Here is a 24068-nt window from a genome sequence, read left to right as displayed (position 1 = left end):
GAGGCTATCCGGGAATAGCGATTGTAGCGAGGCTGAAGCTGGCTGAGCCGGATTTTTTGATCATCTGACTGTTTAACAATCAGGATATGGAAATCTGGCAACAGATTAGTCTGCAGTGAATCCGTTTATTCCAGGACAGTTTCCTGAGTTGGTTATCATGGGGTACCAATGACAGTTATTTCTGTAGCAGTACAAAATCCGCAGAACAGTTATATTCGCCGCAAGGGGATCATTCTTGCGGGAGGGAGCGGCACACGCCTTTATCCGGTTACGCAGGTAGTTTCCAAACAGTTATTACCCGTGTTCGATAAACCAATGGTGTATTACCCATTGAGTACGCTCATGCTCGCAGGCATTCGCGATATTCTGATTATTTCGACACCTGAGGATACGCCACGATTTGCCAATTTACTAAGAGGAGGGGAGCAATGGGGAATAAATCTATCCTATGCCGTGCAACCCTCACCGGATGGCTTGGCGCAGGCGTTTATCATTGGCGCACCTTTCATCGGAAATGACTCAAGCGCACTCATTCTTGGAGACAACATTTTCTATGGGCATGATTTTGAGCATCTGCTGAAGAATGCTATGCAGCGCACACAGGGTGCCAGCGTGTTTGCCTACCATGTACATGACCCTGAACGCTATGGCGTGGTGGAATTTGACTCTGCCGGTAAAGCAATTGATCTGGCAGAAAAACCTAAACAACCAAAATCAAATTATGCAGTGACAGGGTTATATTTTTATGATCATCAAGTGGTTGATCTAGCCAGTACACTCAAGCCCTCGGCGCGTAATGAACTGGAAATTACTGACCTGAACCGGCTATATCTCGAAAGAGAGAAACTCAACGTGGAAATCATGGGAAGGGGCTATGCATGGCTGGATACCGGCACCCATGAATCCCTGCTTGATGCCAGCCAGTTCGTCGCGACCATTGAACACCGGCAAGGACTTAAGATTGCCTGCCCGGAAGAAATTGCTTATCGTAATGGCTGGATAGATACGGCACAGCTGCAAGAACTCGCACAGCCACTGGCCAAGAATGGCTATGGCCAGTATTTAATGAAAATTTTAGCGCAAGTTAACCGGTGAATATGGGAGTGTAAATCCGCTACTCACCGTTGTCTAAACGGGTGCATGCGTATGAGTACTACCCTCTTAAATTCAATTAGTTAATTAGTTTTTTTCCAGAAACGATAAAGTACGGAAGGTGGTTGCAGGAGATAAGAGCGGTCGATTTTTCCGAAACTCATCAACCTGAAAAGAGTGAAATAAAATCTGTTCAGATATTTTTTGGAGAAATCGGCGTCGCTGATAAGAAGCCCAGCCTTTTGGCTGATAAGTGAGCGTTTTTCTTTGAGTTCCTTGGGAGATAATTCATCCCATTGATAAGCGGTATTTTCTGGTTGCGGTAACGGGCAGGGCGCATGATTCGGATATGCCTGCCAGGGAATGTCCAGTACGCCCAATTGGGGTGGAAAATATTTAAGCCATTCCAAATAAAAATGATGATACAAAAAGGTATCTATGGGATGGCTGACGATACCGGCAATGAATTCCGCATCAAAAAATGGCATTTCAAACTCGATGCGCGCCAGGTCCATATTCTCAAAATGATTGAACATGTGGCGCCGTTGATCATTAAGCAAGCAAAATAGATAAAAAAGGCGGCCTGCATCACTGGGGTGATATGAGTTTAATTCTGCAATCAACCCTTTTTCGAGCGAATCAGCAAGAAGCTCAGCAATTCCTGATTTCAGTAAACGGGGTGCAATCCCCAAACTGTTATAACTCATGAAAATATCGGCTGCTTTTTTTATATTTCCTTCGCGGGTCATTTGGATAATGTCAGCATTAAGATAAACGTGCCCCAGACCAACGCTGCCGCCATCACCGGTCCAGACAACATTTGGCCGTTGTGGATGCTTTTCAAGAAATAGCTTCGACCTCAACCACTCCTGAACGGCGGTTTTACCATAGGGATCTCCTTCAACCAGCGGACGAAAATTAATATGGGAGAAATCTGCCAGAGACATTTTCTGCGCAGCCATCTCACTGAAGACGTAATCCTGACTACCGGGTAAGCGAAAATTTGCCGCATACACATCAGCACCACAAGCTTTCAGTGCGGCAACTTCTGCGCGGGAATCCAGCCCACCGCTCAAAAATGCGGCAACTACGTTTTGTTCTCGCAGGCGAATTTTGACCGCATCCAGAAATATCCGATAAAGTGTTTCCGGAAATTCCTTATCAGATACTTTTTTCGGTAAAGAGGATTCAGGCAGGTTATCCCAGTGCCAATACCTTTCTCGGCTGAGATTATGCGTGTCACAGGATGTTATTTCTCCTGCATAAAGGGTATACAGGTTTTCGTAGGGTGAACGGTCAGCGAGGGGATAGCCAAAACATGCGATCTCTGCAATTCCTTGTAAATTTAGGGATCGTTTGCAGAATGATACCGTCTCCAGTATCCGCAGGGCGGTAGAAAAAACAATGTAGTCTGGTGAAACCCAGCAATACAAGGGCCTGACACCCAGTTTATCAACCACCAGATAAAGCTTTTGTTGAGTGCGTTCGTAGGCTACGGCACAATAGGTTCCACGACATGCCCGGAGTGACTCTTGCTGGCCATTCACCAGGTCAGTTGCCAGTTTTTGCAAGCTTGACTGGCGTGAACCTGGTGATGCCGATCCAGGCTGTAATAGTGGATCGCCCACCAGGAAAGCAGTTATATTATCTTCAGTAACATGCCCTGGTTCCCCCAGCGCGCCGATATCAATCTTGGCGAGGAATACTCTGTTATCGATAAACTCTATCCGGGAATTCCTATCATCAGGGTGGCGGGATAACGCAGCTCGAAGCTCATCAACAAAAGCAACTGGAATGGAAGTATCAGCCTGGCGCGCATAAATACCTGCGAAAAATGTCATTATGGATATCCTTCTAATTTTGGAAATTAACTCATGCCTTACTTTGCAGGGTGACGATTCTTAACGTCACAACGGTTAATACCATCAGGTGGTAAGGGAGATCAAAATAAGCGAGGCCAAGAAACGCACCGCCTACCATATAACCTACCATTGAGACCTGTAGCATCGATGCCAGATCACGCGCCCATTTATTTTCTGGTGAATATTTTGTCAGTGCAATAATTTTATTGGATTCTCTCCATGCGAGAAAAAATAAAGTCAGAAAAATTCCCAACCCGATAAATCCATGCTCACCAAGTACTTCAAAATAAATACTGTGCACATCATGGTATTTCCCCGTGCCAGCCGCGACTAAGCCTGGTGCAAAGCGCTCGTAATTATCTGCATGGAAACTTTCAAACCCACCGCCCAGAGGTCGCGCGACTGCCAAATGATATGCAAATTCCCATGCCTGCAAGCGTCCCTGCGCCGAAGCATCTTCTTCATATGTCTGAATTGTACTCATGCGATCATGCCAGGACTGCGGCATGAATGAGTATAAAAATGGGGCAGCAGCGATAATGGCGATAATTAATAACCCCTTTTTACTGCTTTTCAGCCATAAGAAAAAAACACACGCTACGATAGCCAGAAGCGCGCCCCGTGACTGCGTTCCCAGAATTCCAGCGGGAATTAAAAACATGGACGCCAAGAGCCCAATACGTATCCATAATTGCCGGGTATTGAGGTATAAATACCAGACCAATGGCAGTACCATTACCAGTGCCAGACCAATTTCGGTGTTACCTGCTATGAACCCGCCACGCGGACCCAGAACATGAGTTCCACCTCCACCTATAAGTGTAAAAACGCCCCCTTTTACACCATAAAACCCTATGGAAACTACAATTACCCATACAAGCGTATGTATTTTTTTGAAATCATTGATTATCCAGAAAGACAAAAAAATAACTAGCTGAATCTTGATGACTTTTTCCAGTTGCGTCCATGAATCTTCCGGCTGCAATGAAAAAATTGTCGTAATAAGCATCCACACGTTGAAGAAAAGAAGCCATCCCATCATAGGTGCCCAGAAAAAATGTAATTTCTCTCTGGAAAAAATAATTGAAAGAAGGGTGACAATCCCAATGATTTGCGCGAAAGGAAAATAAAATGCAAATCCCCATCCAAGTCGATGCGGAGCCATATAACCAATCCATGACCATAGAAAAATGCCAAGGTGGGGGCGAGTGAATACCAATGGCAAAGTACCAAAGACAATTGCAGCTACAAGCAGATCCCTCAAGGGATATTCTCCTGATCAGAAACAACAGATGGATTCAAATTTACCGATATGTCCGATAGATATAAAGACAGCAAAAGATTATTTTATCAACCTGGGAATGGTGAAATAATTATGATTCTATAACTTTCGGATTCAAGGTATGTTAAAAACAGAAGGGGCAATCCAATTCTCTTATCAGCCTATTAAGCAATGACCGCCGCTGGCGTGGGTAGCGTTTTGTATCAGATAGCTCTAAAGAGAAAAACTGCGATCTGACTATTTCTTCCAAAGAAGGCTGGCTGCCTCTTGATAGGTGCGATGGTTAAACAATAAAGTCAAACTTCCGTAGACCAGCATGCCTGTTACAACCATGATAGAAAGCTTAATCGTCTGATTGATGTCGTCTCCCAGGGCCAAGCCTGTTATCCATACTGCCAGATACATTGCAACCGCCAAACTGGCTGCCGGGAAAATAGCATGGATAAAATTCTGCAATCCAAGCCCGATGGCGCTCATCATGCGCTGAATATTAATAAAAAGAACAACCGGGTAAACTGTTACCCATGCCAGCACCACTCCGGTAAGCCCCCATTCACTTCCAACAATAAAGCTGATCGGCATAACAGCGGAAGCAAGGATGACATTTTTAAGAGCAATATCAGGCCGACCCAGCGCATCGGTGGCAGTTGGAATAAAGTTCGCTACCATGCGAAATGGCATCATTAGCGCCAATAGCTTTAACGGTAATACGGCTGCCTTCCATTTTTCACCAAGAACGAGTAACACTAGTTCGTCGGCGACACTGGAGATGCCCCACAGAATGGGAAAAGCGACCAGGCTCAATACACGTATCGCCTTCAACACAACATTGCGAAACTGCTGGTGATCATGCTGTATTTTCGAGAAAACAGGAAAGGCCACCTGGTTGACAATTGCGGAGACCCGCTGGACAGGCATGGAAGCAAGCTGCATTGAGACGGAGTAAAAGCCGAGCATTTCCTTGCCCAGCATTTTGCCAACGATAATGACATCGATCTGGGTGAAAAAGAACCAAAGCAAACGGGATGCGGTAACATTTCCCCCGAACGCCAGCAAGCTGCGCATACCCACCAGTGAAAATCTGGGGCGCAGATAAAATGGCGCGATGATATTCAATGCGGCAACATTACAAAGACTGATAAGCAGATTACCAAAAACAAGCGCCCAAACACCAAATTGCGCGAATGCCAGTACCAGAGTCAATACACTACCGGAGATTGTGGCTACAAGATGGATTAGCGAAAGATGTTTAAATTTCAATTCGCGATACATATGAACAGAAGGCAGGGTACCGAATATGGACAGTAAAAACTGCAATGACATGATCCGCAGAATCAAGACAAGCCGTTCTTCTTCAAAAAAAGCTGCAATAACAGGTGCCAGCAAATTGAGTAACGCCAGCAGACTCAGGTTGATAATAATGACAATTGCAAAAACGCTGCGTAATGATCCTTCATCCAGGTTTTGTTGCTGTATCAGGGCCGGTGCAAGCCCTGCTTCAGACAGCATCAGCATAAAAGCGATAAAGACCGTTGCCATGGCCAGCAGGCCGTAGTCTTCTGGTGTCAATAATCGTATGACGATCAGCGTAATTGCCCAAGTGATAATTTGTGCGCCAAATTTTCCGGCTGCTGTCCATTTCAGACCGCTGATTGCCTGTTCACGTATTGCCATTAATAGTTTTGAAACTCCAGGAGTCTGTCGGTTTGCCTTGAGTCAAACCGCATCGGCTGACTCTCTTGGTTGGCGATAATATGCCATTTCAAATTCTGCCGGCGGAATATTTCCAATCAGTTCCAACAATCGGCGAGTGCATTGTCATAAGAATCGCCAACACTGTCAGCAGAAGCATCCATATTGGCCTGTATCAAGCGTTCCGTATGGCGAATTGCGATTCATGCTCTTTTTGCTGCTCGAATACCAATCTTAGTGCTCGCTCCCGGACTTCCAGTGAATAACTGATTTGATTTTTCATATCCTCCTCCCCAATCATTTTATCTCTGGAAAAACCGGGGTGATTCAGTGCCAAACAGTCTTCTGCCGGGCGGAAAATGGCTCTGGAGTTATTTGACAAAGCAGAGGTATTCTTCCTATACCCTTCACACAGTCGATAACTTACGCTATTATCTAATCTGGTTTCTAAAAGAGTTGTTTATCCATTTGATTATAATGGTTAAAAGACACTGCTACTGATGCGCATATGTTAACCGTTTGTGAATAGGGGGAGGTATGGCAGAACGTTTGACCAAGTCGGCAGCACGTAACATATTCTATGGCGGCTCGATTTTCTTTCTGGTGATTTTTGTGCTATTAACAGCGCACAGTCACTATTACATCAAAAATGTTTCAACCGATGAATCAACCCTTACCGAAGCAGTCGTTAGAGGAAAGCATGTGTGGGAGCGTAATTCCTGCATTAATTGTCATACGCTGCTGGGAGAAGGGGCTTATTTCGCTCCTGAATTAGGAAACGTGTGGGTTCGTTACGGTGGGCGTGACAGCCCGATAGGCGCGCGCATGGGCATCAAAGCCTGGATGCGTGCACAGCCAACCGGCACAGAAGGGCGGCGGCAGATGCCGCAATTTAATCTGACAGAGCAGGAATTGGATGATTTAATTGACTTTCTTGAATGGACGAGTCGTATCGATACACTGGGCTGGCCTCCCAATGATGCTGGTTGATTGATTATCAGAGTTGCCTAAGGAGAGATTCATCATGAAATATCAGACTCAGAAGCTTGCCTATCCTTATTTTATCGCCGCATTGGCTTTATTCCTGGTGCAGGTTTCAGCTGGCGTGCTTGCTGGCGCTGTTTATGTTTTTCCTAATTTTTTATCGGAAGCAGTGCCTTTTCATATTATTCGCATGATTCATACCAACGCGTTGCTGGTATGGCTGCTGTTGGGATATTTTGGCGCCAGCTATTTCTTGCTACCTGAAGAAAGCGAATGTGAGATTCATAGTCCAAAGCTGGCTTGGTTGCAGCTTGGCATTTTCGTATTTGCTGCTTTGGCTGCCGTGGTTGGTTATCTGTTTGGCATTCATGAGGGGCGTGAATTTCTGGAGCAGCCCTTTTGGATAAAAATCCTGATGGCTATTGCTTTTATCGTGTTTATATACAATGTAACCATGACGGTTCTCAAAGGCCGCAAAACTGTGGTTTCTATTGTTTTATTACTGGGCCTATGGGGTGCCATGATATTTTTTCTGTTTGCTTTTTATAATCCCGATAACCTGGCTTTGGATAAAATGTATTGGTGGTGGGTGGTGCATGTGTGGGTGGAAGGTGTCTGGGAATTGATCATGTCGGCCATGCTGGCATTTTTGTTGATCAAACTGACAGGCGTCGATCGTGAAGTGATAGAAAAATGGCTGTATGTCATCGTGGGCTTCTCTCTGTTTAGTGGTTTGCTGGGAACCGGTCATCACTATTACTGGATTGGCACACCGGAATATTGGCACTGGATCGGTGCGGTATTTTCGATTCTGGAAGTTGTGCCCTTTTTTGCAATGATTTTGTGGGCTTTTCATCTGGTCTATAAAAGCGGGCGTAATCATCCCAATAAAGCAGCTATGCTCTGGAGTCTGGGTTGTCCGGTCATGGCCTTTTTTGGCGCCGGAGTATTGGGGCTTATGCATAGTTTTCCATCGATAAACTTTTATACTCATGGCACACAATTAACCGCCGCGCATGGGCATTTGGCTTTTTATGGCGCTTATGTGATGTTGAATCTGGCCTTTTTTACTTATGCTCTGCCAGCTCTGCGAGGTTTGCAGCCATTCAATCAGATTCTGAACATGTGGAGCTTCTGGCTCATGACAGGATCTATGGTGTTAATGACTTTCACGCTTGCGTTTGCCGGCGTCTTGCAAACACACCTTCAGCGAGTATTGGCAATCGGTTTTATGCAAATCCAATCGCAGGTTGAATTGTTCTACTGGTTCAGACTGGGTTCCGGCATATTTTTTGTGATTGGAGCGATACTGTTTATTTATTCAGCGTTAGGTCCTGTCCGCGAGCAGGTAATGGCGCAGTCGCGTTCACGCTAATAGCCTGTCCGAATCATTTTCAGCATCAAGACAGACCTCAAACAACCGTGATGCCAGAAGAAATTCCATTCTATAAACCGATCGGTAATGAGTGCGCAATCTTTGAAGCTGCTTATCACCAGCAATTGCCTTTGCTGATCAAGGGGCCAACAGGGTGTGGTAAAACTCGGTTTATAACGCATATGGCGGCTCGTTTGGGTCGCTCTCTGCAGACTGTTTCCTGCCATGATGACCTGACAGCTGCCGATCTGACTGGGCGTTATTTGTTGAAGGGTGGGGAAACGGTATGGGCGGATGGTCCACTAACGCGTGCTGTGCGCGAAGGCGGGATCTGTTATTTGGATGAAATTGTGGAAGCTCGTAAAGACGTCACAGTGGTGCTTCATCCATTGACCGATGATCGCCGTATTTTACCGTTGGAGCGCACCGGTGAGATTCTGCAAGCGCCGGATGAATTTATGCTGGTGGTATCGTATAACCCGGGTTATCAGAATATTCTCAAGTCATTGAAACCAAGCACACGTCAGCGTTTTGTTTCAATCAGTTTTGATTTTCCTCCACTCGAAGCGGAGGTTGAGATCGTGTCCAGCGAAAGTGGTTTACCTGCGGAACAGTGCAGACCATTGGTGAATCTTGCGAAAAGGTTGAGGGAACTGAAAGAAGCTGATCTGGAAGAGGTCGTGTCAACTCGTTTGTTAGTTTATTGCGCCATCCTCATGAAAACTGGGCTGGATCCCTATCAGGCAGCTGAAACAGCCCTGGTTGAGCCGCTGTGTGATGATGCTGACATTAAGGAAGGTCTGCTGGAGCTGATACGCGCGACGTACGGATAACGGCATGTGGGAATTCCTCGAACTGGAAGAGCAGATTGGCCGCTACTGGCACCGCCTCGTTAGCAAAGCAGAGAGCTACGCTTATTACCCTGATGCTGCGGTAACGCTGGATTCTGTTCGCTCATCACTGAGTATTTTTTTTCGCGGCCTGGGGGGTGCACCCGGCATTGCATTGACTGCGGCGACAGGGCAATCTTCAGCGCATCGTTTGAGCCTAAGGCAACGTCTTGGCATGGAACAGGAATCCATGCCAAGCATAGAATGTAATGTCGAGCGGATGTTACTACCAGCCACCATTGCCTGCTTTCCATCGATCACCTTGAATCGGCGCCTGTATTTTTGGCTGGCTGCTTATTTTGCTATGGCGGAAGACTGGTGTTGCGATACTTTATGCGATCCTTTGCAAACAGATCTCGCTTTTCTACGTAACGCCTATCGGGTTAGCTTAAAAGTATGCGATCATTTTCCCGGTTTGGCCAAGGATTACCGGTTACTCTGCCAGGCGCTCTGTGAGCAGCGACCTCAGCGATTACTATCCGAACAAGAGCAAGCTATCGAGGCGGTTATCCAAACATTATTAGGCAAGTCATCCTCGCATATTGGCAGTGAAGCATTTTTGCAAGCCATTATACAATCCGAGTCAAATTTTCAGGCTTGGCAAGCCGCAGCGAATTATCATACTTTTCTGCCAGTTCCTTTATGGGGTAAAGTCGATTTCGTTAAAGCTTCAACGACCGTGATGGCTGATTTTGCAGATCAGGAGGGGGGGGCCAGCAGCATAGAAAGCGCGGATCAATGCAAGAAAAAAGGACGCAGAGAAAGATTTGAGCAAAGCGAGCGCGATGATCCGATGTTACTGAATCGTTTTGAGAAACTTATGAGCTGGTCCGAGATGATCAACGTCAATCGGGCTGTGCAGGACGATGATGAAGACGCCGCCAGAGAAGTCGCTGAAGCGAGTAAAGAAATCGTGCTGAGTCCACATCAGCGCCAAGCGGCGACCAAGCTCAAGTTTGATCTGGATTTTGCACCTGACGATGTCAATCCTGCTGCTCTAATCGCGCAACTGACGTATCCTGAATGGGATTATCGGCGCAAAGATTATCATGCGCGGCAGTGCCGGGTTGTGTTTCAGGAAGCTGAAGAAGGGGGCGATTTATGGATTCCCGATCTTCGAGCCAGGCGTTTATTTCGTAAAGTTCAGCGACAGTTTGAAGCGCTGCGTCCGAAGCGCGAGGTTTTGCGCGGACAATTGGATGGTGTTGAATTGGATATCGACGCATTGGTGCGGGCGCAATGTGATTTTTTGGCAAATGGAAACAGCTCGGACCATATTTATATAAAATCCCATCAGCAAGCGCGAGATATGGCTGTTGCCATCCTGGTGGATGTGTCGCTTTCTACCGATAGCTGGGTGAGCAATCGACGGATACTTGATATTGAAAAAGAAGCCCTGATTACACTGGCTTCCGGCCTTGCCACTTGCAGAGATACTTTCTCGATTTATACTTTCACTTCGCGTAGGAAGCATCATGTTCGTGTCACAGCTATCAAACATTTTAATGAGACTTTCAACAACCAAGTCTTGCGACGTATTGCCGCTCTGCGGCCTGGTTACTACACACGCATGGGAGCGGCTTTGCGCCATACCTGTCATCTGCTGAGCAAACGCCCTGAGCGCCACCGTCTATTGCTATTATTGAGTGATGGCAAGCCCAATGATCTGGATTATTATGAAGGTCGTTACGGGATTGAAGACACTCGACAGGCCATTCTTGAAGCCCGTAAGGCAGGTCTTGCGGTATTTGGGATCACCATAGACCGCAAAGCACAAGATTATTTTCCCTACCTATTCGGTAGAGGGAGCTATGCCATCGTAGGGCAGCCTGATCGCTTGTCTCATGTGCTTCCAATCATCTGCCAGCAATTGGTTGGATGAATGTAACCGTCCAATGCTCTCATCTACGCAATCACAATTTTCAACCCTCAGACGCTGGCCCGGTCTCATCCGCTACGCACAAACCGGCTTTCTTCCGATCGACAACAACCCGGTGGAGAACACCATCCGCCCGATCGCAATCGGTAAAAAGAATTGGCTATTCACCGGATCGGAACGTGCCGGTCAACGCGCCGCTGCCATTCAAACCTTGTTCGGTACCGCGCAACTCAACAAACTCGATCTCGCCGCATGGCTTGCAGACACCCTCGCCAAACTACCCACCTGGCCCAATAACCGCATCGATGAATTGCTGCCGCTTACGCCAGCGTTCATTCAATCACTTAAACAGCAGGAAAGATAGATGGGAGCGTTGGACGGTTACAATTCTCCCAACCATCGCCTGCGATCAGAGATGTCCGCAACCTTATTAGAGACAGCCTCAAACTGACTGAGCAGATTATGCCCAAGTTTTTCTGTGATGATTCCAGTACGATTGGAGAAAAAAAGACACCACGTATTGGCATGACGGGTCTTTTATAGCTGTGCTTGGGTAAGGTGAAGCCAGGTAGCCACGACGGTATCCTGATTGAGCGACAGGCTGTCAATACCTTGTTCTACCAGCCACTGCGCAAAATCAGGATAATCGGAAGGTGCCTGGCCACATATGCCAATATATTTATCCTGTTTGCGGCAGGCACTGATTGCCATTTTTAGTAATTTTTTGACGGCAGGATCGCGCTCGTCGAATAAATGTGCAACGACGGCAGAATCACGATCCAGTCCCAGTGTCAGTTGTGTCATGTCGTTGGAGCCGATGGAGAATCCATCGAAATATTCGAGAAATTCCTCCGCCAGAAGCGCATTGGAAGGAATTTCACACATCATAATCAGGCGAAGATCATTGTGTCCCCGTGCCAGCCCATTGGTCGCCAGTAATTCCGTCACGCTCCGCGCTTCCTCCAGTGTCCGGCAGAAAGGCAGCATGATCTCGACATTGGTCAGACTCATCTCGTTTCTTACCTTGCGCAGTGCCGCACACTCCAGCTCAAAGCATTTTTGAAAATCTATGGAGAGATAGCGGGAAACACCCCGAAATCCAATCATCGGGTTGTCTTCATGTGGTTCGAAACGGTTGCCTGCCAGTAGATTGGCGTATTCATTGGATTTGAAATCCGACGTGCGCACAATGACGGTATGAGGATAAAAGGCTGCCGCCAGCGTAGCGATGCCTTCGGTCAGCTTCTGCACATAAAATTGCGCCGGGTTGTCGTAACCGGTAATTCGCTCTTGAATAGCGGATTTCAGCTCAGCGTCGAGTGTGTCATATTCGAGCAGCGCTCTGGGATGGATGCCGATATGGTTGTTTATGATGAATTCCAGCCGGGCAAGTCCAACTCCCTGATTGGGTAGCCGGGACAGTTTGAATGCCTGTGAGGGATTGCCAATATTGAGCATGATCCTGACAGGAGGTGCAGGCAGATTATCCGCCGTCAGATGAGTGTGTTCAAATGTCAGTAGCCCGGCATAGACGGAACCGGTGTCACCTTCCGCGCACGATACGGTCACCTTGTCCCCGTTCCGAATGACTTCCGTTGCTTGTCCGCAGCCGACGACCGCTGGAATACCCAGTTCACGGGCAATAATAGCGGCATGACAGGTGCGCCCGCCACGATTGGTTACGATTGCGGCTGCGCGCTTCATGATCGGCTCCCAGTCAGGGTCGGTCATGTCGGTAACCAATATCTCCCCAGGCTGGATTGAAGCCATCTGCGCAACATCCAGAACAATGCGTGCCGTTCCTTGCCCGATTTTCTGTCCGATGGCGCGTCCCTGTGTCAATATTTTTCCATGTTCCTTCAGGTTGAATTGCTCAACCACGTAACCTGTGCGGCTCTCGACTGTTTCTGGGCGAGCCTGAACGATATAGAGCTGGCCATCAATCCCATCCAGCGCCCACTCGATATCCATTGGGCGTTGGTAATGCTGCTCAATGATTACCGCCTGCCTGGCAAGGGACTCAACTTGTACGTCAGACAGGCAGAAACGACGGCGACGCTCAATCTCAACCGCGCGTGTCCTGGTTTGGGTATCGGGGTCGTACACCATTTCAATCGCCTTTGATCCTGGCTGACGCGAAAGAATGGCTGGAAGATTTTTACTAAGATTGGGCTTGTAGACAACAAATTCATCAGGGTTGACGGCGCCCTGTACAACCGTTTCACCCAGCCCATAAGCAGCAGTGATAAAAACGACTTCGCGAAAACCGGATTCGGTGTCAAGTGTGAACATGACGCCGCTCGCGCCTTGATCACTGCGCACCATTTTCTGAATACCGGCCGAGAGTAATACCTGATCATGCCGGAATCCATGATGCACCCGATAGGAAATGGCGCGATCGTTATACAGCGAGGCAAAAACCAGCTTGACTGCACCGATAAGGTGATCCAATCCGCACACATTGAGTCGTGTTTCCTGCTGGCCGGCAAAGGAAGCATCTGCGAGATCTTCTGCAGTGGCAGATGAACGTACTGCGAAGGAGATTTCGCTGCCGTATTTATCAACCAGTTTTAGATAAGCTGCTGTGAGTTCTTGTAAAAATTCTTTTGAAAATTCCGTAGAAATCAGCCAGTTGCGGATAGTCTGGCCAGCAGCTGCCAGCGCGCTGACATTCGTTACATCGAGTGGTATCAACAACTGGCTGATTCGTTCAGCCAACCCATTTCTATCCAGAAACTCACGATAGGCATGGGTGGTGGTGGCAAACCCACCGGGAACGGTAACACCTGCTCCTGCTAATCGACTGATCATCTCGCCCAGTGAAGCATTCTTGCCTCCCACTGTGGCGATATCTCCCATATTTAACTGATCAAGCCATTTGATGTAAGTTGTCATCGAAATATCCTCGCGTCAAATATTCATTCAGTACCTGATCGGGCACGACAATCGTTACTTGCCCGTTGTTTCAACAAACATTGCAGCCACAACCCGCCGCCCCTCGGCTGACAGAATATTGTAGGTGCGGCAGGTCGCCTGCGTATCCATGACTTCCAGGCTGATTGCTCGTGAAGCGATATTTCTCTGTAATGATTTATCGGGAAATTTGAAAGTTGCGCCGGTTCCGATCAGAATGATCTCCGGTTGCATGCTTAATAGTGCTTCCAGATGCTGATCATTCAGCTGAGTCATATCGGCCACTTGCCAGTTTTCAATGATCTGGTCAGGGAGTACAATAAGATTGCATTTATATTTCAAGTGGTTAACTTCCACATAATCTGGCCCGTAACCGGTAAATGCATTCAGGTCAGGAAAATTCGTCAGATGTAATTTCATGAAGCAACCTTTCCATTAAAGTGAATACCCTATACAAATAGGCAGACGTTGTTGCCCTGTTCGTGGCAACAGGGGCTAGCGTAACATGGTATGCTTTTGCCTGGGTAGCCTGTGTTTATCGAACGATTAACCAAGGATGCCGTCATTTTTATAAGTTTCTATAACGATCCTTGCCATGCGTCCCATCAAAAAATCCAGCAAACTTGCCCATGTCTGTTATGACATTCGCGGCCCTGTACTTGATCGTGCGAAGCAGATGGAAGAAGAAGGCCATCATGTCATCAAGCTCAATATTGGCAATCCGGCGGCCTTTGGTTTCGATGCGCCGGATGAAATATTGCGGGATGTTATCCACAATTTATCGACAGCTTCCGGCTACTGTGATTCCAAGGGGTTATTCTCTGCGCGCAAGGCCATCATGCACTATACGCAAGAAAAAGCTATCTCCAATGTACAGATAGACGACATTTACGTGGGTAATGGCGTGTCAGAACTTATTATGCTGGCGACGCAGGCGTTGCTGGAAAGTAATGATGAGGTTCTGATTCCGTCACCCGATTACCCGCTATGGACGGCTGCCGTTTCGCTGGCAGGCGGAATAGCGCGGCATTACATCTGTGATGAACAATCGGACTGGCTACCTGATCTTGATGATATGCGCGCAAAAATTGGACCCCATACCCGCGCTATTGTGATTATCAATCCCAACAATCCAACCGGCGCGTTGTACCCGAATGAGCTGTTGCTGGATATCATCGACCTTGCCAGGCAGCATGGTCTGGTCATCTTTGCTGATGAAATTTACGACAAGATTTTGTACGATCAGGCAGTGCATACCTCTATCGCCTCCCTGGCAGATGATGTTTTATTTGTTACGTTCAATGGTTTGTCCAAGAATTACCGTGCAGCTGGTTTTCGATCAGGTTGGGCAGTGGTTTCAGGTGGCAAGGCGCGTGCACGGGATTACATCACCGGACTGAATATGCTGGCATCGATGCGGCTGTGCGCCAACGTTCCGTCACAGTTCGGCATTCAGACCGCACTGGGTGGTTACCAGAGTATTTATGATCTGACCATGCCAACCGGACGCCTCAAACGGCAGCGGGATCTGGCGTGGAAACTGCTGACGGATATTCCGGGCGTAACCTGCTTTAAGCCAAAAACGGCACTTTATCTGTTTCCAAGACTTGACCCTGCTTATTACCCTGTCGAGGATGATGAACAGTTTGCGCTAGAGCTGTTACTGGAAGAAAAAGTATTGATCGTACAGGGTAGTGGTTTTAACTGGCCACACACAGATCATTTTCGGGTGGTTTTTCTGCCTAACAGTGATGATCTCACTGAAGCGATCGGAAGAATTGCGAATTTTCTGGGTCGTCGCCGTACCATCCATAAAAGCTGATATGGATTTTTAGAGCTGCCCTTATATAATTCGCAGCTTATTTTTACAATAGAGAACATTTTTTATGAAACCGATTTACGTTGGATTATTGGGTACCGGCACAGTAGGGGGCGGTACTTATGCCGTTCTCAAGCGCAATCAGTCAGAAATTAGCCGTAGAACGGGGCGTAATATCGAGATTTGCATGATCGCCGATCTCGATCAGGAGAAAGTCCGTCATTTGACTGCGGGTGATAATGTCACCATTACCAGTGATGCCTTTGAGGTTGCGCGACACCCCAAAATTGATATTGTAATCGAACTGATCGGTGGCCAGACGGTTGCCCGGGAAGTGATGATGACGGCAATTGAGCATGGCAAACATGTGATCACAGCCAATAAGGCATTACTTGCCGCGCATGGAAATGAAATCTTTGCGGCAGCCCACCAGCGAGGTGTCATTGTTGCGTTTGAGGCGGCGGTTGCGGGTGGAATCCCGATCATCAAGGCCTTGCGCGAGGGATTGACCGCTAATCGTATCGAATGGATTGCCGGCATCATCAATGGCACCAGTAATTTTATCCTTTCAGAAATGCGCTCGAAGGGACTCGATTTCAGTACGGTACTCGCGGAAGCGCAACGTTTAGGCTACGCTGAAGCTGATCCCACATATGATATCGAGGGCATTGATGCGGCGCATAAAATCACCATTATGGCGACTTTGGCTTTCGGTATTCCGGTGCGGTTTGATCAGGTCTATGTTGAAGGTATTTCCCGGCTTGCCAATGAAGATATTCGTTATGCTGAGGAACTGGGATATCGCATCAAATTACTTGGCATTACCAGGCGTGTGGCAAAGGGGATTGAATTGCGCGTCCATCCTGCACTGATACCGGTAAAACGCCTGATTGCCAATGTGGAAGGAGTGATGAATGCGGTTATTGTTCATGGTGATGCCGTTGGATCGACGCTCTATTATGGCGCCGGTGCGGGGGCCGAACCGACCGCAAGCGCAGTCATCGCCGATCTTGTCGATGTCACCCGTTTGTTAACAGCCAGTCCCGAGCAGCGTGTGCCTGTTCTGGCATTTCTGCCGGAATTATTATCCGACATACCTATCGTGGCCATGGAAGAGGTTGAAACTGCCTACTATCTGCGCTTGCAAGCCACGGACAAAACCGGAGTGCTGGCTGATGTTACCCGTATATTGGCTGATCACGGTGTTTCCATTAACGCGATGGTGCAGAAAGCACACCATGAAGGAGATGATAAGGTGAACATCATCATGTTGACACACAAAACGGTGGAGAAGCAGATCAATGATGCGATTATCAAAATACAGAATTTACCAACTATGATTCGCCCGATTATTCGTATCCGTCTTGAGAAGCTAGGTAGCTGATGCAAGTAAAACCACTCATTCTTTTTCTGTCAAAGGAGTGCTGATTCAATATGCGTTATCACTCAACCCGTGGCGGTATGCCACCCAGAACTTTTACGGAAATTCTGCTAAGTGGACTCGCGCCGGATGGGGGGCTTGCCGTGCCGGAAGCGTATCCACAAATTGGAGCCATCGAACTGGCGGCATGGCGGGAACTGGATTACCCCGCACTGGCGTTTGAAGTATTGTCTCGCTTCATGGACGACATTCCTGCGCAGGATTTGCGACAATTAATCGCATGTACCTACACGGCAGAAGTATTTGGTAGCCCGGATATTACACCTGTGCAGACATTGGAACCCGGTCTGCATCTGCTGCACCTCTCCAATGGGCCTACCCTGGCGTTCAAGGATATGGCCATGCAGTTGTTGGGAAATTTGTTTGAATATGTGCTTGCCAGAAACCACGAAGAACTGAATATTCTTGGTGCAACCTCAGGAGATACTGGTTCCAGCGCTGAATATGCCATGCGTGGCAAACACGGTATTCGCGTATTCATGCTCTCGCCTTACGGCAAGATGAGCCGTTTTCAGACAGCGCAGATGTTTTCCCTGCAGGATGAAAATATTTTCAATGTTGCGGTAGAGGGTGTATTTGATGATTGTCAGGATATTGTCAAGGCAGTCAGCAATGATTCCGCATTCAAGCAGCAATATCATATTGGTACCGTCAATTCAATCAATTGGGCACGAATAGCCGCGCAGATCGTCTACTACTTCAAAGCCTATTTTGCAGTTACCCGTTCCAATAACGAGCAGGTGAGTTTCTCGGTACCTTCCGGTAATTTTGGCAATATCTGCGCGGGGCATGTGGCGCGCATGATGGGTTTGCCGATCAGGCATCTGATTCTGGCGACCAATGAGAACGATGTGCTCAATGAGTTTTTCCGTTCAGGGCTGTATCGACCACGTACGGCGGACGAGACTAGACATACCAGCAGCCCTTCGATGGATATATCCAAGGCATCAAATTTTGAACGCTTCATTTATGATCTGACCGGGCGAGATAGCCGGCATGTCAAGGAATTATGGCAGTCTGTCGAGCAGGGCGGTACTTTTGATCTGTCTGGCAGCAAACTTTGGGAGCAAATCAGGGATTTTGGCTTTTTGTCTGGCACCAGCAATCATGCTGATCGCATCAGAACGATTCGTGATATCTATCAGAAGTATAATGTGCTGGTGGATACCCATACTGCCGATGGACTGAAGGTGGGTATGGAACTGCGTGAACAGGATGTTCCTCTGATATGCGTGGAGACGGCACTGCCGGCAAAATTCTCGGAAAGTATTCGAGAAGCGGTTGGTTTTGAACCTGAAAGGCCCGCTGGTTATGAAAATCTGGAAGTTCTACCACAGCGTTTTGAACGTATGCCTGCTGATGTCAACCGAGTAAAGCAGTTTATTGCGGAGCATAGCCGCCAGGAGGCTGCCCGAGAATAGCGGTCGTAGCGAGAGCAGGTTAGGCTGCTGCGGTATGTTCATTGGCTGATAAGCGCGAGTCACCAGAGATTTGTCCCATTATGAAATACGTCAAAAGGAGTGCAACATGCGATTTTCCATTAGCCGCTATGACCCGGACAAAGATACGAAACCCTACATGCAGGATTATGATATCGAGCTGGCGCCCACCGATAAAATGCTTCTGGATGCACTGATTCGCATTAAAAGCGTGGATGATAGTTTGAGTTTGCGGCGTTCCTGCCGCGAGGGCGTCTGTGGGTCGGACGGTATGAACATCAATGGTCGCAACGGTCTCGCTTGCATCACGCCTCTGGCTGGATTGAAGGAGCCGGTTGAAATACGCCCGTTACCCGGCTTGCCAGTAATCCGGGATTTGATCGTTGATATGACACAATTCTTCAATCAATACCATTCGATTAAACCCTACCTGATCAATAATGATCCTCCGCCAGAAACCGAGCGGCTGCAGTCGCAGGAAGACCGCGCACTGCTGGATGGTGCTTATGAGTGTATTTTGTGTGCGTGTTGCACTACTGCCTGTCCTTCCTTCTGGTGGAATCCGGATAGATTCGTTGGTCCGGCCGGGTTATTGCAGGCGTATCGCTTTCTGGTCGATAGCCGCGATCAGGCAACTGCTGAGCGTCTTGATGATCTGGAAGATCCTTATCGTTTATTCCGTTGTCACTCCATCATGAATTGTGTTGATGTTTGCCCCAAGGGATTAAATCCAACTGCTGCCATTGGCAATATCAAGAATATGATGTTGAAAAAAACGGTTTGAATGAAGTTAATCGTATCCGGTGGCGCTGCCGTCGCGGTATGTTGGAATTGGATATTGTGCTGCAGCGTTTTCTCGACAATCAATACGCGCGACTGAGTGAAAGTCAGTGCCTTGAATTTGAAACGCTATTGTCACTTCCCGATCATGATCTATGGGCTATGATTGTGGCTAAGAACGATGCGTCTGATACGGCGCCATCCTCTGTTCTGGAACTTTTACGAAAAAGTTGATCCCCAGCGGCAGCAGGGAATTCATGGGGTGTATCCTCAAGCTGCGTTACATACAGTTAGTGTAACAATTTTTCGGCTGAAAACTTACCTGAGTCATCACTGGTTTGCTGCCTGGAAGCAGTCTGATCTATCGCCCCTGGCTTAATTTTAAAGATAAACGGAGTAAGTGTTATGACCAAAGAAAATACAGCTATCCTGTCACTAGGTGCAGGCAGGCAACCAGTTGAATTACCAATCCTGTCGGGCAGCGAGGGGCCAGATGTGATTGATATTCGCGCCTTGTATCCGCAGAGCGGTTTGTTCACTTATGATCCTGGTTTTGTGTCTACTGCCAGCAGTAAATCGGCGATTACTTTCATTGACGGAGACAATGGCGTATTACTTTATCGCGGCTATCCGATTGAACAATTGGCTGCCCGATGCGATTTTATGGAAGTCTGCTATCTGCTGCTCAATGGAGAGTTGCCAGATAAAAAACAAAAAGATCAGTTTGTCGGTACAGTTAAAAGCCACACCATGCTGCACGAACAGCTGGTCAAGTTTTTTAGTGGCTTCCGGCGAGATGCGCATCCAATGGCTGTCATGGTCGGTGTGGTTGGCGCCTTGTCGGCTTTTTATCATGAAGCAATGGATATTGCGGATGTCTTTCATCGTGAGGAGTCTGCGTTCCGCCTGATTGCCAAATTGCCAACCATCACCGCGATGGCCTACAAATACAACATTGGGCAGCCCTACATCTATCCACGCAATGACCTGGATTACACTGAAAATTTTCTGCATATGATGTTTGCTACACCTGCTGAAAAATATACCTCCAATCCTGTCATCGCCCGAGCGATGGACCGTATTCTCATTTTGCATGCAGACCATGAACAGAATGCGTCTACTTCAACCGTGCGGCTCGCCGGATCCAGCGGGGCCAATCCCTTTGCCTGCATCTCCGCAGGAATTGCCTGTTTGTGGGGGCCGGCACATGGTGGTGCGAACGAAGCCTGTCTCAATATGCTGGAAGAAATCGGTGATGTTTCACGTATTGGCGAATATATCAGCCGTGCTAAAGACAAAAATGATCCTTTCCGGTTAATGGGTTTTGGTCATCGGGTGTATAAAAACTTTGATCCACGTGCCAACCTGATGCGGGAAACCTGTCATGAAGTATTGAATGAACTGGGATTGCACAACGACCGCTTATTTAAGCTGGCACTGGAACTGGAGAAAATAGCCCTTGAGGACGATTATTTCATTTCCAGGAAACTGTATCCCAACGTTGATTTTTATTCGGGAATCGTACAACGTGCGCTGGGGATTCCAACTTCGATGTTTACATCAGTTTTTGCCATGGCGCGCACTGTTGGCTGGGTTGCACAATGGAATGAAATGATTTCTGATCCAGAACAAAAAATCGGTCGTCCCCGCCAACTTTATATCGGGACGCCCAGAAGGGATATGCCGAAATCCTGATTGATCCGCTCATACTTCTGCTATTGGACACATTGTGATGACGATGAATACATTTCTTGAAAACTCGATGTTGTTCGGGGCGAACGCAGCTTTCATCGAGATGCTGTATGAACAATATCTGCTGAATCCGGCGGATGTGCCTGCAGAGTGGCGAGAATATTTTGATGGTTTGCAGCAGACGGAAGCTATTTCTACCCGCGACATTCCCCATACTCCAATCATCGAGTCCCTGATGCACTCCACGGTAGTGCGAACTTCAGCAAAGCCCACACCTGCATTCGAACCCATTGTGACAAATGTGGAATCGGTTGAGCTGGAAATCAGGATTCGTAAACAGGTCGCTGTATTACAGTTGATCAATACCTATCGTTTCCTTGGAGTACGCCGGGCCAATCTGGATCCGCTCAATCTACAGCAAAAAGCGGACGTCCCTGAGCTGGATCCAGCGTTCTACGGGTTAAGCGATGCGGATATAGAACAGGTTTTTAATACCGGTTCACTAGCGGGACCACCACAGGCAACCTTGAAAGACATTATCCAGCGTTTGCAGCTGACCTATTGTGGCAGCATAGGCGCGGAATACATGTATATTGCGGATATCAAGCAAAAGCGCTGGATACAGAACCGGCTGGAATCCATCATGGCTCAGCCATCTCTTCCATCTGAGTATAAGCGCCATATACTCGAACGCTTGACTGCTGCGGAAGGATTCGAGAAATATCTGCATAATCGTTATGTTGGACAGAAACGTTTTTCTGGAGAGGGTAATGAAAGCCTGATTCTGTTGCTGGATAAACTGCTGCAACAGGCAGGCACGGCAGGGGTCAGAGAAATTGTGATTGGCATGGCCCATCGTGGGCGCCTCAATGTACTGGTCAATACATTGGGTAAAATGCCGTCTGAATTGTTTCAGGAATTCGAGGGCAAAAAACCCCAGTTGCTGACCTCTGGAGACGTCAAATATCATCAGGGGTTTTCTTCCGCCGTGATGACACCCGGCGGGGTTGTACACCTGGCGCTGGCATTCAACCCCTCGCATCTGGAAATCGTTAATCCCGTGGTAGAGGGATCGGTGCGCGCGCGCCAGCATCGTCTGGGCGACAAAACCGGTGATCTGGTGATTCCAGTGTTGATCCATGGGGACGCCGCGTTCGCGGGGCAGGGCGTGGTAATGGAAACGCTTAATCTTTCCCAGACTCGGGGCTATGGAACGGGTGGCACGATCCATATCATCATCAACAATCAGATAGGCTTTACCACGTCCGATCCGCGTGATAGCCGCTCTTCGCTTTATTGCACCGATGTCGCCAAAATGATTGACGCCCCGGTTTTCCATGTTAACGGTGATGATCCCGAAGCCGTGGTACTGATAACCGAAATTGCGCTGGATTTTCGCATGCAGTTTCGCAAGGATGTCGTAATTGATCTCATCTGTTTCCGCAAACAGGGACACAATGAACAAGATGAGCCTATGGTAACCCAGCCATCGATGTACCAAGTGATCAGGCAACATCCGGGTACGCGCAAATTGTATGCTGATAGACTGATTCAGCAGGCAGTCGTCGAAGAATCGGAAGTAGCCATGCTGGAGCAAGCTTACCGGGATGCGATGGATGCCGGTCACAATCCCAACAGGACCATTTGCTATGATTATAAGTCCCCGCATGGCGTGAATTGGGCCGTATTTCTCGAATCCAGCAAATGGAATCAGCCGGTCAAAACGGGTGTTCCAATTGAAGACTTGCGCTATCTGGCGCAGCGCCTTACCGATATCCCCGCTACATTCCAGTTACATTCCCGGATACAAAAAATTATCGACGATCGTCGTAAAATGGGTCAAGGCGAGTTGCCGCTTGATTGGGGTATGGCCGAGAATCTGGCTTATGCCTCCTTGTTGAAGGATGGGTATCCTCTTCGAATTTCGGGTCAGGACTGTGAGCGAGGTACATTTTTTCACCGACATGCGGTACTGCATGACCAGCAGCGCGAGCAGGATCAATGGGAAGATGGCATTTACATTCCGCTACGCTATGTCGCTCCCAAACAGCCCGATTTTGTGATTATCAATTCCATTCTGTCGGAAGAAGCGGTACTTGGCTTCGAATATGGCTATTCAACCGCGCAGCCTAATGAATTGGTTATCTGGGAGGCGCAATTTGGTGATTTTGCCAATGGCGCGCAGGTGGTGATTGACCAGTTTATTACGTCGGGCGAAGCCAAATGGGGGCGGCTGTGCGGCTTGGTCATGCTATTGCCACATGGTTACGAAGGGCAGGGGCCGGAACATTCTTCCGCGCGTCTGGAGCGCTTTCTGCAGCTCTGTGCAGAATACAATATTCAGGTATGCGTACCTTCCACCCCGGCACAGATTTTTCATCTGCTGCGTCGGCAGATGATTCGTGCCATGCGCAAGCCATTGATTGTGATGACGCCTAAAAGCATGCTGCGGCACAAGGAAGCCGTTTCCCCTCTGGAGGATCTTGCCAATGGCCAGTTTCAGGTTGTTATTGGGGAGACGGAAGCACTCAACGCCGCGAACATCAGGCGTGTCATTGTCTGTAGTGGCAAGATATATTATGAGCTCATCGCTTACCGGCGTGAACATGAGATTACCGACATAGCCATTATCCGCCTGGAGCAACTCTATCCATTTCCTCATGAAGAATTCCAGGCACAGATGAACCATTATGCGCACACTAGCGAAATACTATGGTGCCAGGAAGAGCCTGGCAATCAGGGCGCCTGGCACCGGATTCAGCACTATCTGTCGCGCCATATGCGGCCAGATCAGATACTGGGCTATGCGCTGCGACCCTCTGCCGCCTCGCCTTCCGTTGGCTACCTGGCACTGGATAGACTGAGACAGAAGGAAGTGATTGAAGCGGCTTTTCGTGACAAACTAGAGTGAATGATCCAAGGAGATTC

17 protein-coding genes and 1 pseudogene are annotated in these 24068 nt (G+C 48.1%); 13 read left to right on the top strand and 5 right to left on the bottom strand.

What is annotated here, in order from left to right; all coding sequences use genetic code 11:
- Positions 1 to 168: 168 nt before the first annotated feature.
- On the top strand, positions 169 to 1095 hold the full coding sequence (rfbA, locus tag IPG31_04110; GenBank protein ID MBK6617572.1) for a glucose-1-phosphate thymidylyltransferase RfbA: 927 nt from the start codon (positions 169 to 171) through the stop codon (positions 1093 to 1095).
- A gap of 80 nt (positions 1096 to 1175) precedes the next feature.
- Here the strand turns inward: rfbA and IPG31_04105 are convergent, their stop codons facing one another.
- The 3 genes from IPG31_04105 to IPG31_04095 all read right to left on the bottom strand — a co-directional run bounded on the left by IPG31_04105 (position 1176) and on the right by IPG31_04095 (position 5910).
- Positions 1176 to 2933, bottom strand: a complete 1758-nt coding sequence (locus tag IPG31_04105) for a hypothetical protein (GenBank protein ID MBK6617571.1) — start codon at positions 2931 to 2933, stop codon at positions 1176 to 1178.
- 31 nt (positions 2934 to 2964) lie between these two features.
- Positions 2965 to 4218: a putative O-glycosylation ligase, exosortase A system-associated gene (locus IPG31_04100; GenBank protein ID MBK6617570.1), complete on the bottom strand. Its 1254-nt coding sequence runs from the start codon at positions 4216 to 4218 to the stop codon at positions 2965 to 2967.
- Between the two features lie 255 nt (positions 4219 to 4473).
- Positions 4474 to 5910, bottom strand: coding sequence for a lipopolysaccharide biosynthesis protein (locus tag IPG31_04095; protein ID MBK6617569.1), 1437 nt, complete (start codon positions 5908 to 5910; stop codon positions 4474 to 4476).
- Positions 5911 to 6465: 555 nt separating this feature from the next.
- Here IPG31_04095 and IPG31_04090 point away from each other — a divergent pair.
- From IPG31_04090 to IPG31_04070, 5 genes and pseudogenes are all read left to right on the top strand, one after another.
- Positions 6466 to 6918, top strand: coding sequence for a cytochrome c (locus IPG31_04090; GenBank protein MBK6617568.1), 453 nt, complete (start codon positions 6466 to 6468; stop codon positions 6916 to 6918).
- Between the two features lie 34 nt (positions 6919 to 6952).
- Positions 6953 to 8287 (top strand): cbb3-type cytochrome c oxidase subunit I, encoded by a 1335-nt coding sequence (locus tag IPG31_04085; GenBank protein ID MBK6617567.1) that lies wholly within the window; start codon positions 6953 to 6955, stop codon positions 8285 to 8287.
- A gap of 50 nt (positions 8288 to 8337) precedes the next feature.
- Positions 8338 to 9120, top strand: a complete 783-nt coding sequence (locus IPG31_04080; protein MBK6617566.1) for a CbbQ/NirQ/NorQ/GpvN family protein — start codon at positions 8338 to 8340, stop codon at positions 9118 to 9120.
- A 4-nt stretch (positions 9121 to 9124) separates the two neighbouring features.
- Positions 9125 to 11059, top strand: a complete 1935-nt coding sequence (locus IPG31_04075; GenBank protein ID MBK6617565.1) for a VWA domain-containing protein — start codon at positions 9125 to 9127, stop codon at positions 11057 to 11059.
- A 43-nt stretch (positions 11060 to 11102) separates the two neighbouring features.
- Positions 11103 to 11420: pseudogene (locus IPG31_04070) on the top strand (transposase).
- 173 nt (positions 11421 to 11593) lie between these two features.
- Here the strand turns inward: IPG31_04070 and ppsA are convergent.
- Positions 11594 to 13951 carry a phosphoenolpyruvate synthase gene (gene ppsA, locus IPG31_04065; protein MBK6617564.1) on the bottom strand — a complete coding sequence of 786 codons (2358 nt, stop codon included), beginning with the start codon at positions 13949 to 13951 and terminating at the stop codon, positions 11594 to 11596.
- Positions 13952 to 14005: 54 nt separating this feature from the next.
- Complete coding sequence (locus IPG31_04060) at positions 14006 to 14389, bottom strand: Mth938-like domain-containing protein (GenBank protein MBK6617563.1); 384 nt, start codon at positions 14387 to 14389, stop codon at positions 14006 to 14008.
- A gap of 175 nt (positions 14390 to 14564) precedes the next feature.
- On the opposite strand from IPG31_04060, the gene IPG31_04055 reads away from it, so the two are divergent.
- The 7 genes from IPG31_04055 to IPG31_04025 all read left to right on the top strand — a co-directional run bounded on the left by IPG31_04055 (position 14565) and on the right by IPG31_04025 (position 24051).
- Positions 14565 to 15791, top strand: a complete 1227-nt coding sequence (locus tag IPG31_04055; GenBank protein ID MBK6617562.1) for a pyridoxal phosphate-dependent aminotransferase — start codon at positions 14565 to 14567, stop codon at positions 15789 to 15791.
- A gap of 64 nt (positions 15792 to 15855) precedes the next feature.
- Complete coding sequence (locus IPG31_04050; GenBank protein MBK6617561.1) at positions 15856 to 17172, top strand: homoserine dehydrogenase; 1317 nt, start codon at positions 15856 to 15858, stop codon at positions 17170 to 17172.
- A gap of 50 nt (positions 17173 to 17222) precedes the next feature.
- Positions 17223 to 18650, top strand: coding sequence for a threonine synthase (locus IPG31_04045; GenBank protein MBK6617560.1), 1428 nt, complete (start codon positions 17223 to 17225; stop codon positions 18648 to 18650).
- A 106-nt stretch (positions 18651 to 18756) separates the two neighbouring features.
- Entirely contained in the window at positions 18757 to 19452 is a 696-nt protein-coding gene (locus tag IPG31_04040; GenBank protein MBK6617559.1) for a succinate dehydrogenase iron-sulfur subunit, read from the top strand.
- A complete protein-coding gene (locus tag IPG31_04035) occupies positions 19449 to 19682 on the top strand; it encodes a succinate dehydrogenase assembly factor 2 (GenBank protein ID MBK6617558.1) in 234 nt (77 codons plus the stop codon). Before IPG31_04040 ends, IPG31_04035 begins: the two co-directional genes overlap by 4 nt.
- 171 nt (positions 19683 to 19853) lie before the next feature.
- The gene (gene gltA / locus IPG31_04030; GenBank protein MBK6617557.1) at positions 19854 to 21143 is read left to right on the top strand and encodes a citrate (Si)-synthase; all 1290 of its coding nucleotides are present in this window, start codon (positions 19854 to 19856) and stop codon (positions 21141 to 21143) included.
- A 43-nt stretch (positions 21144 to 21186) separates the two neighbouring features.
- On the top strand, positions 21187 to 24051 hold the full coding sequence (locus IPG31_04025) for a 2-oxoglutarate dehydrogenase E1 component (protein ID MBK6617556.1): 2865 nt from the start codon (positions 21187 to 21189) through the stop codon (positions 24049 to 24051).
- Positions 24052 to 24068 lie beyond the last annotated feature (17 nt).

It is taken from the genome of Nitrosomonas sp. (genome assembly GCA_016703745.1).
Lineage (GTDB): Bacteria > Pseudomonadota > Gammaproteobacteria > Burkholderiales > Nitrosomonadaceae > Nitrosomonas.
This window is presented reverse-complemented; position numbering and strand designations above follow the sequence as displayed.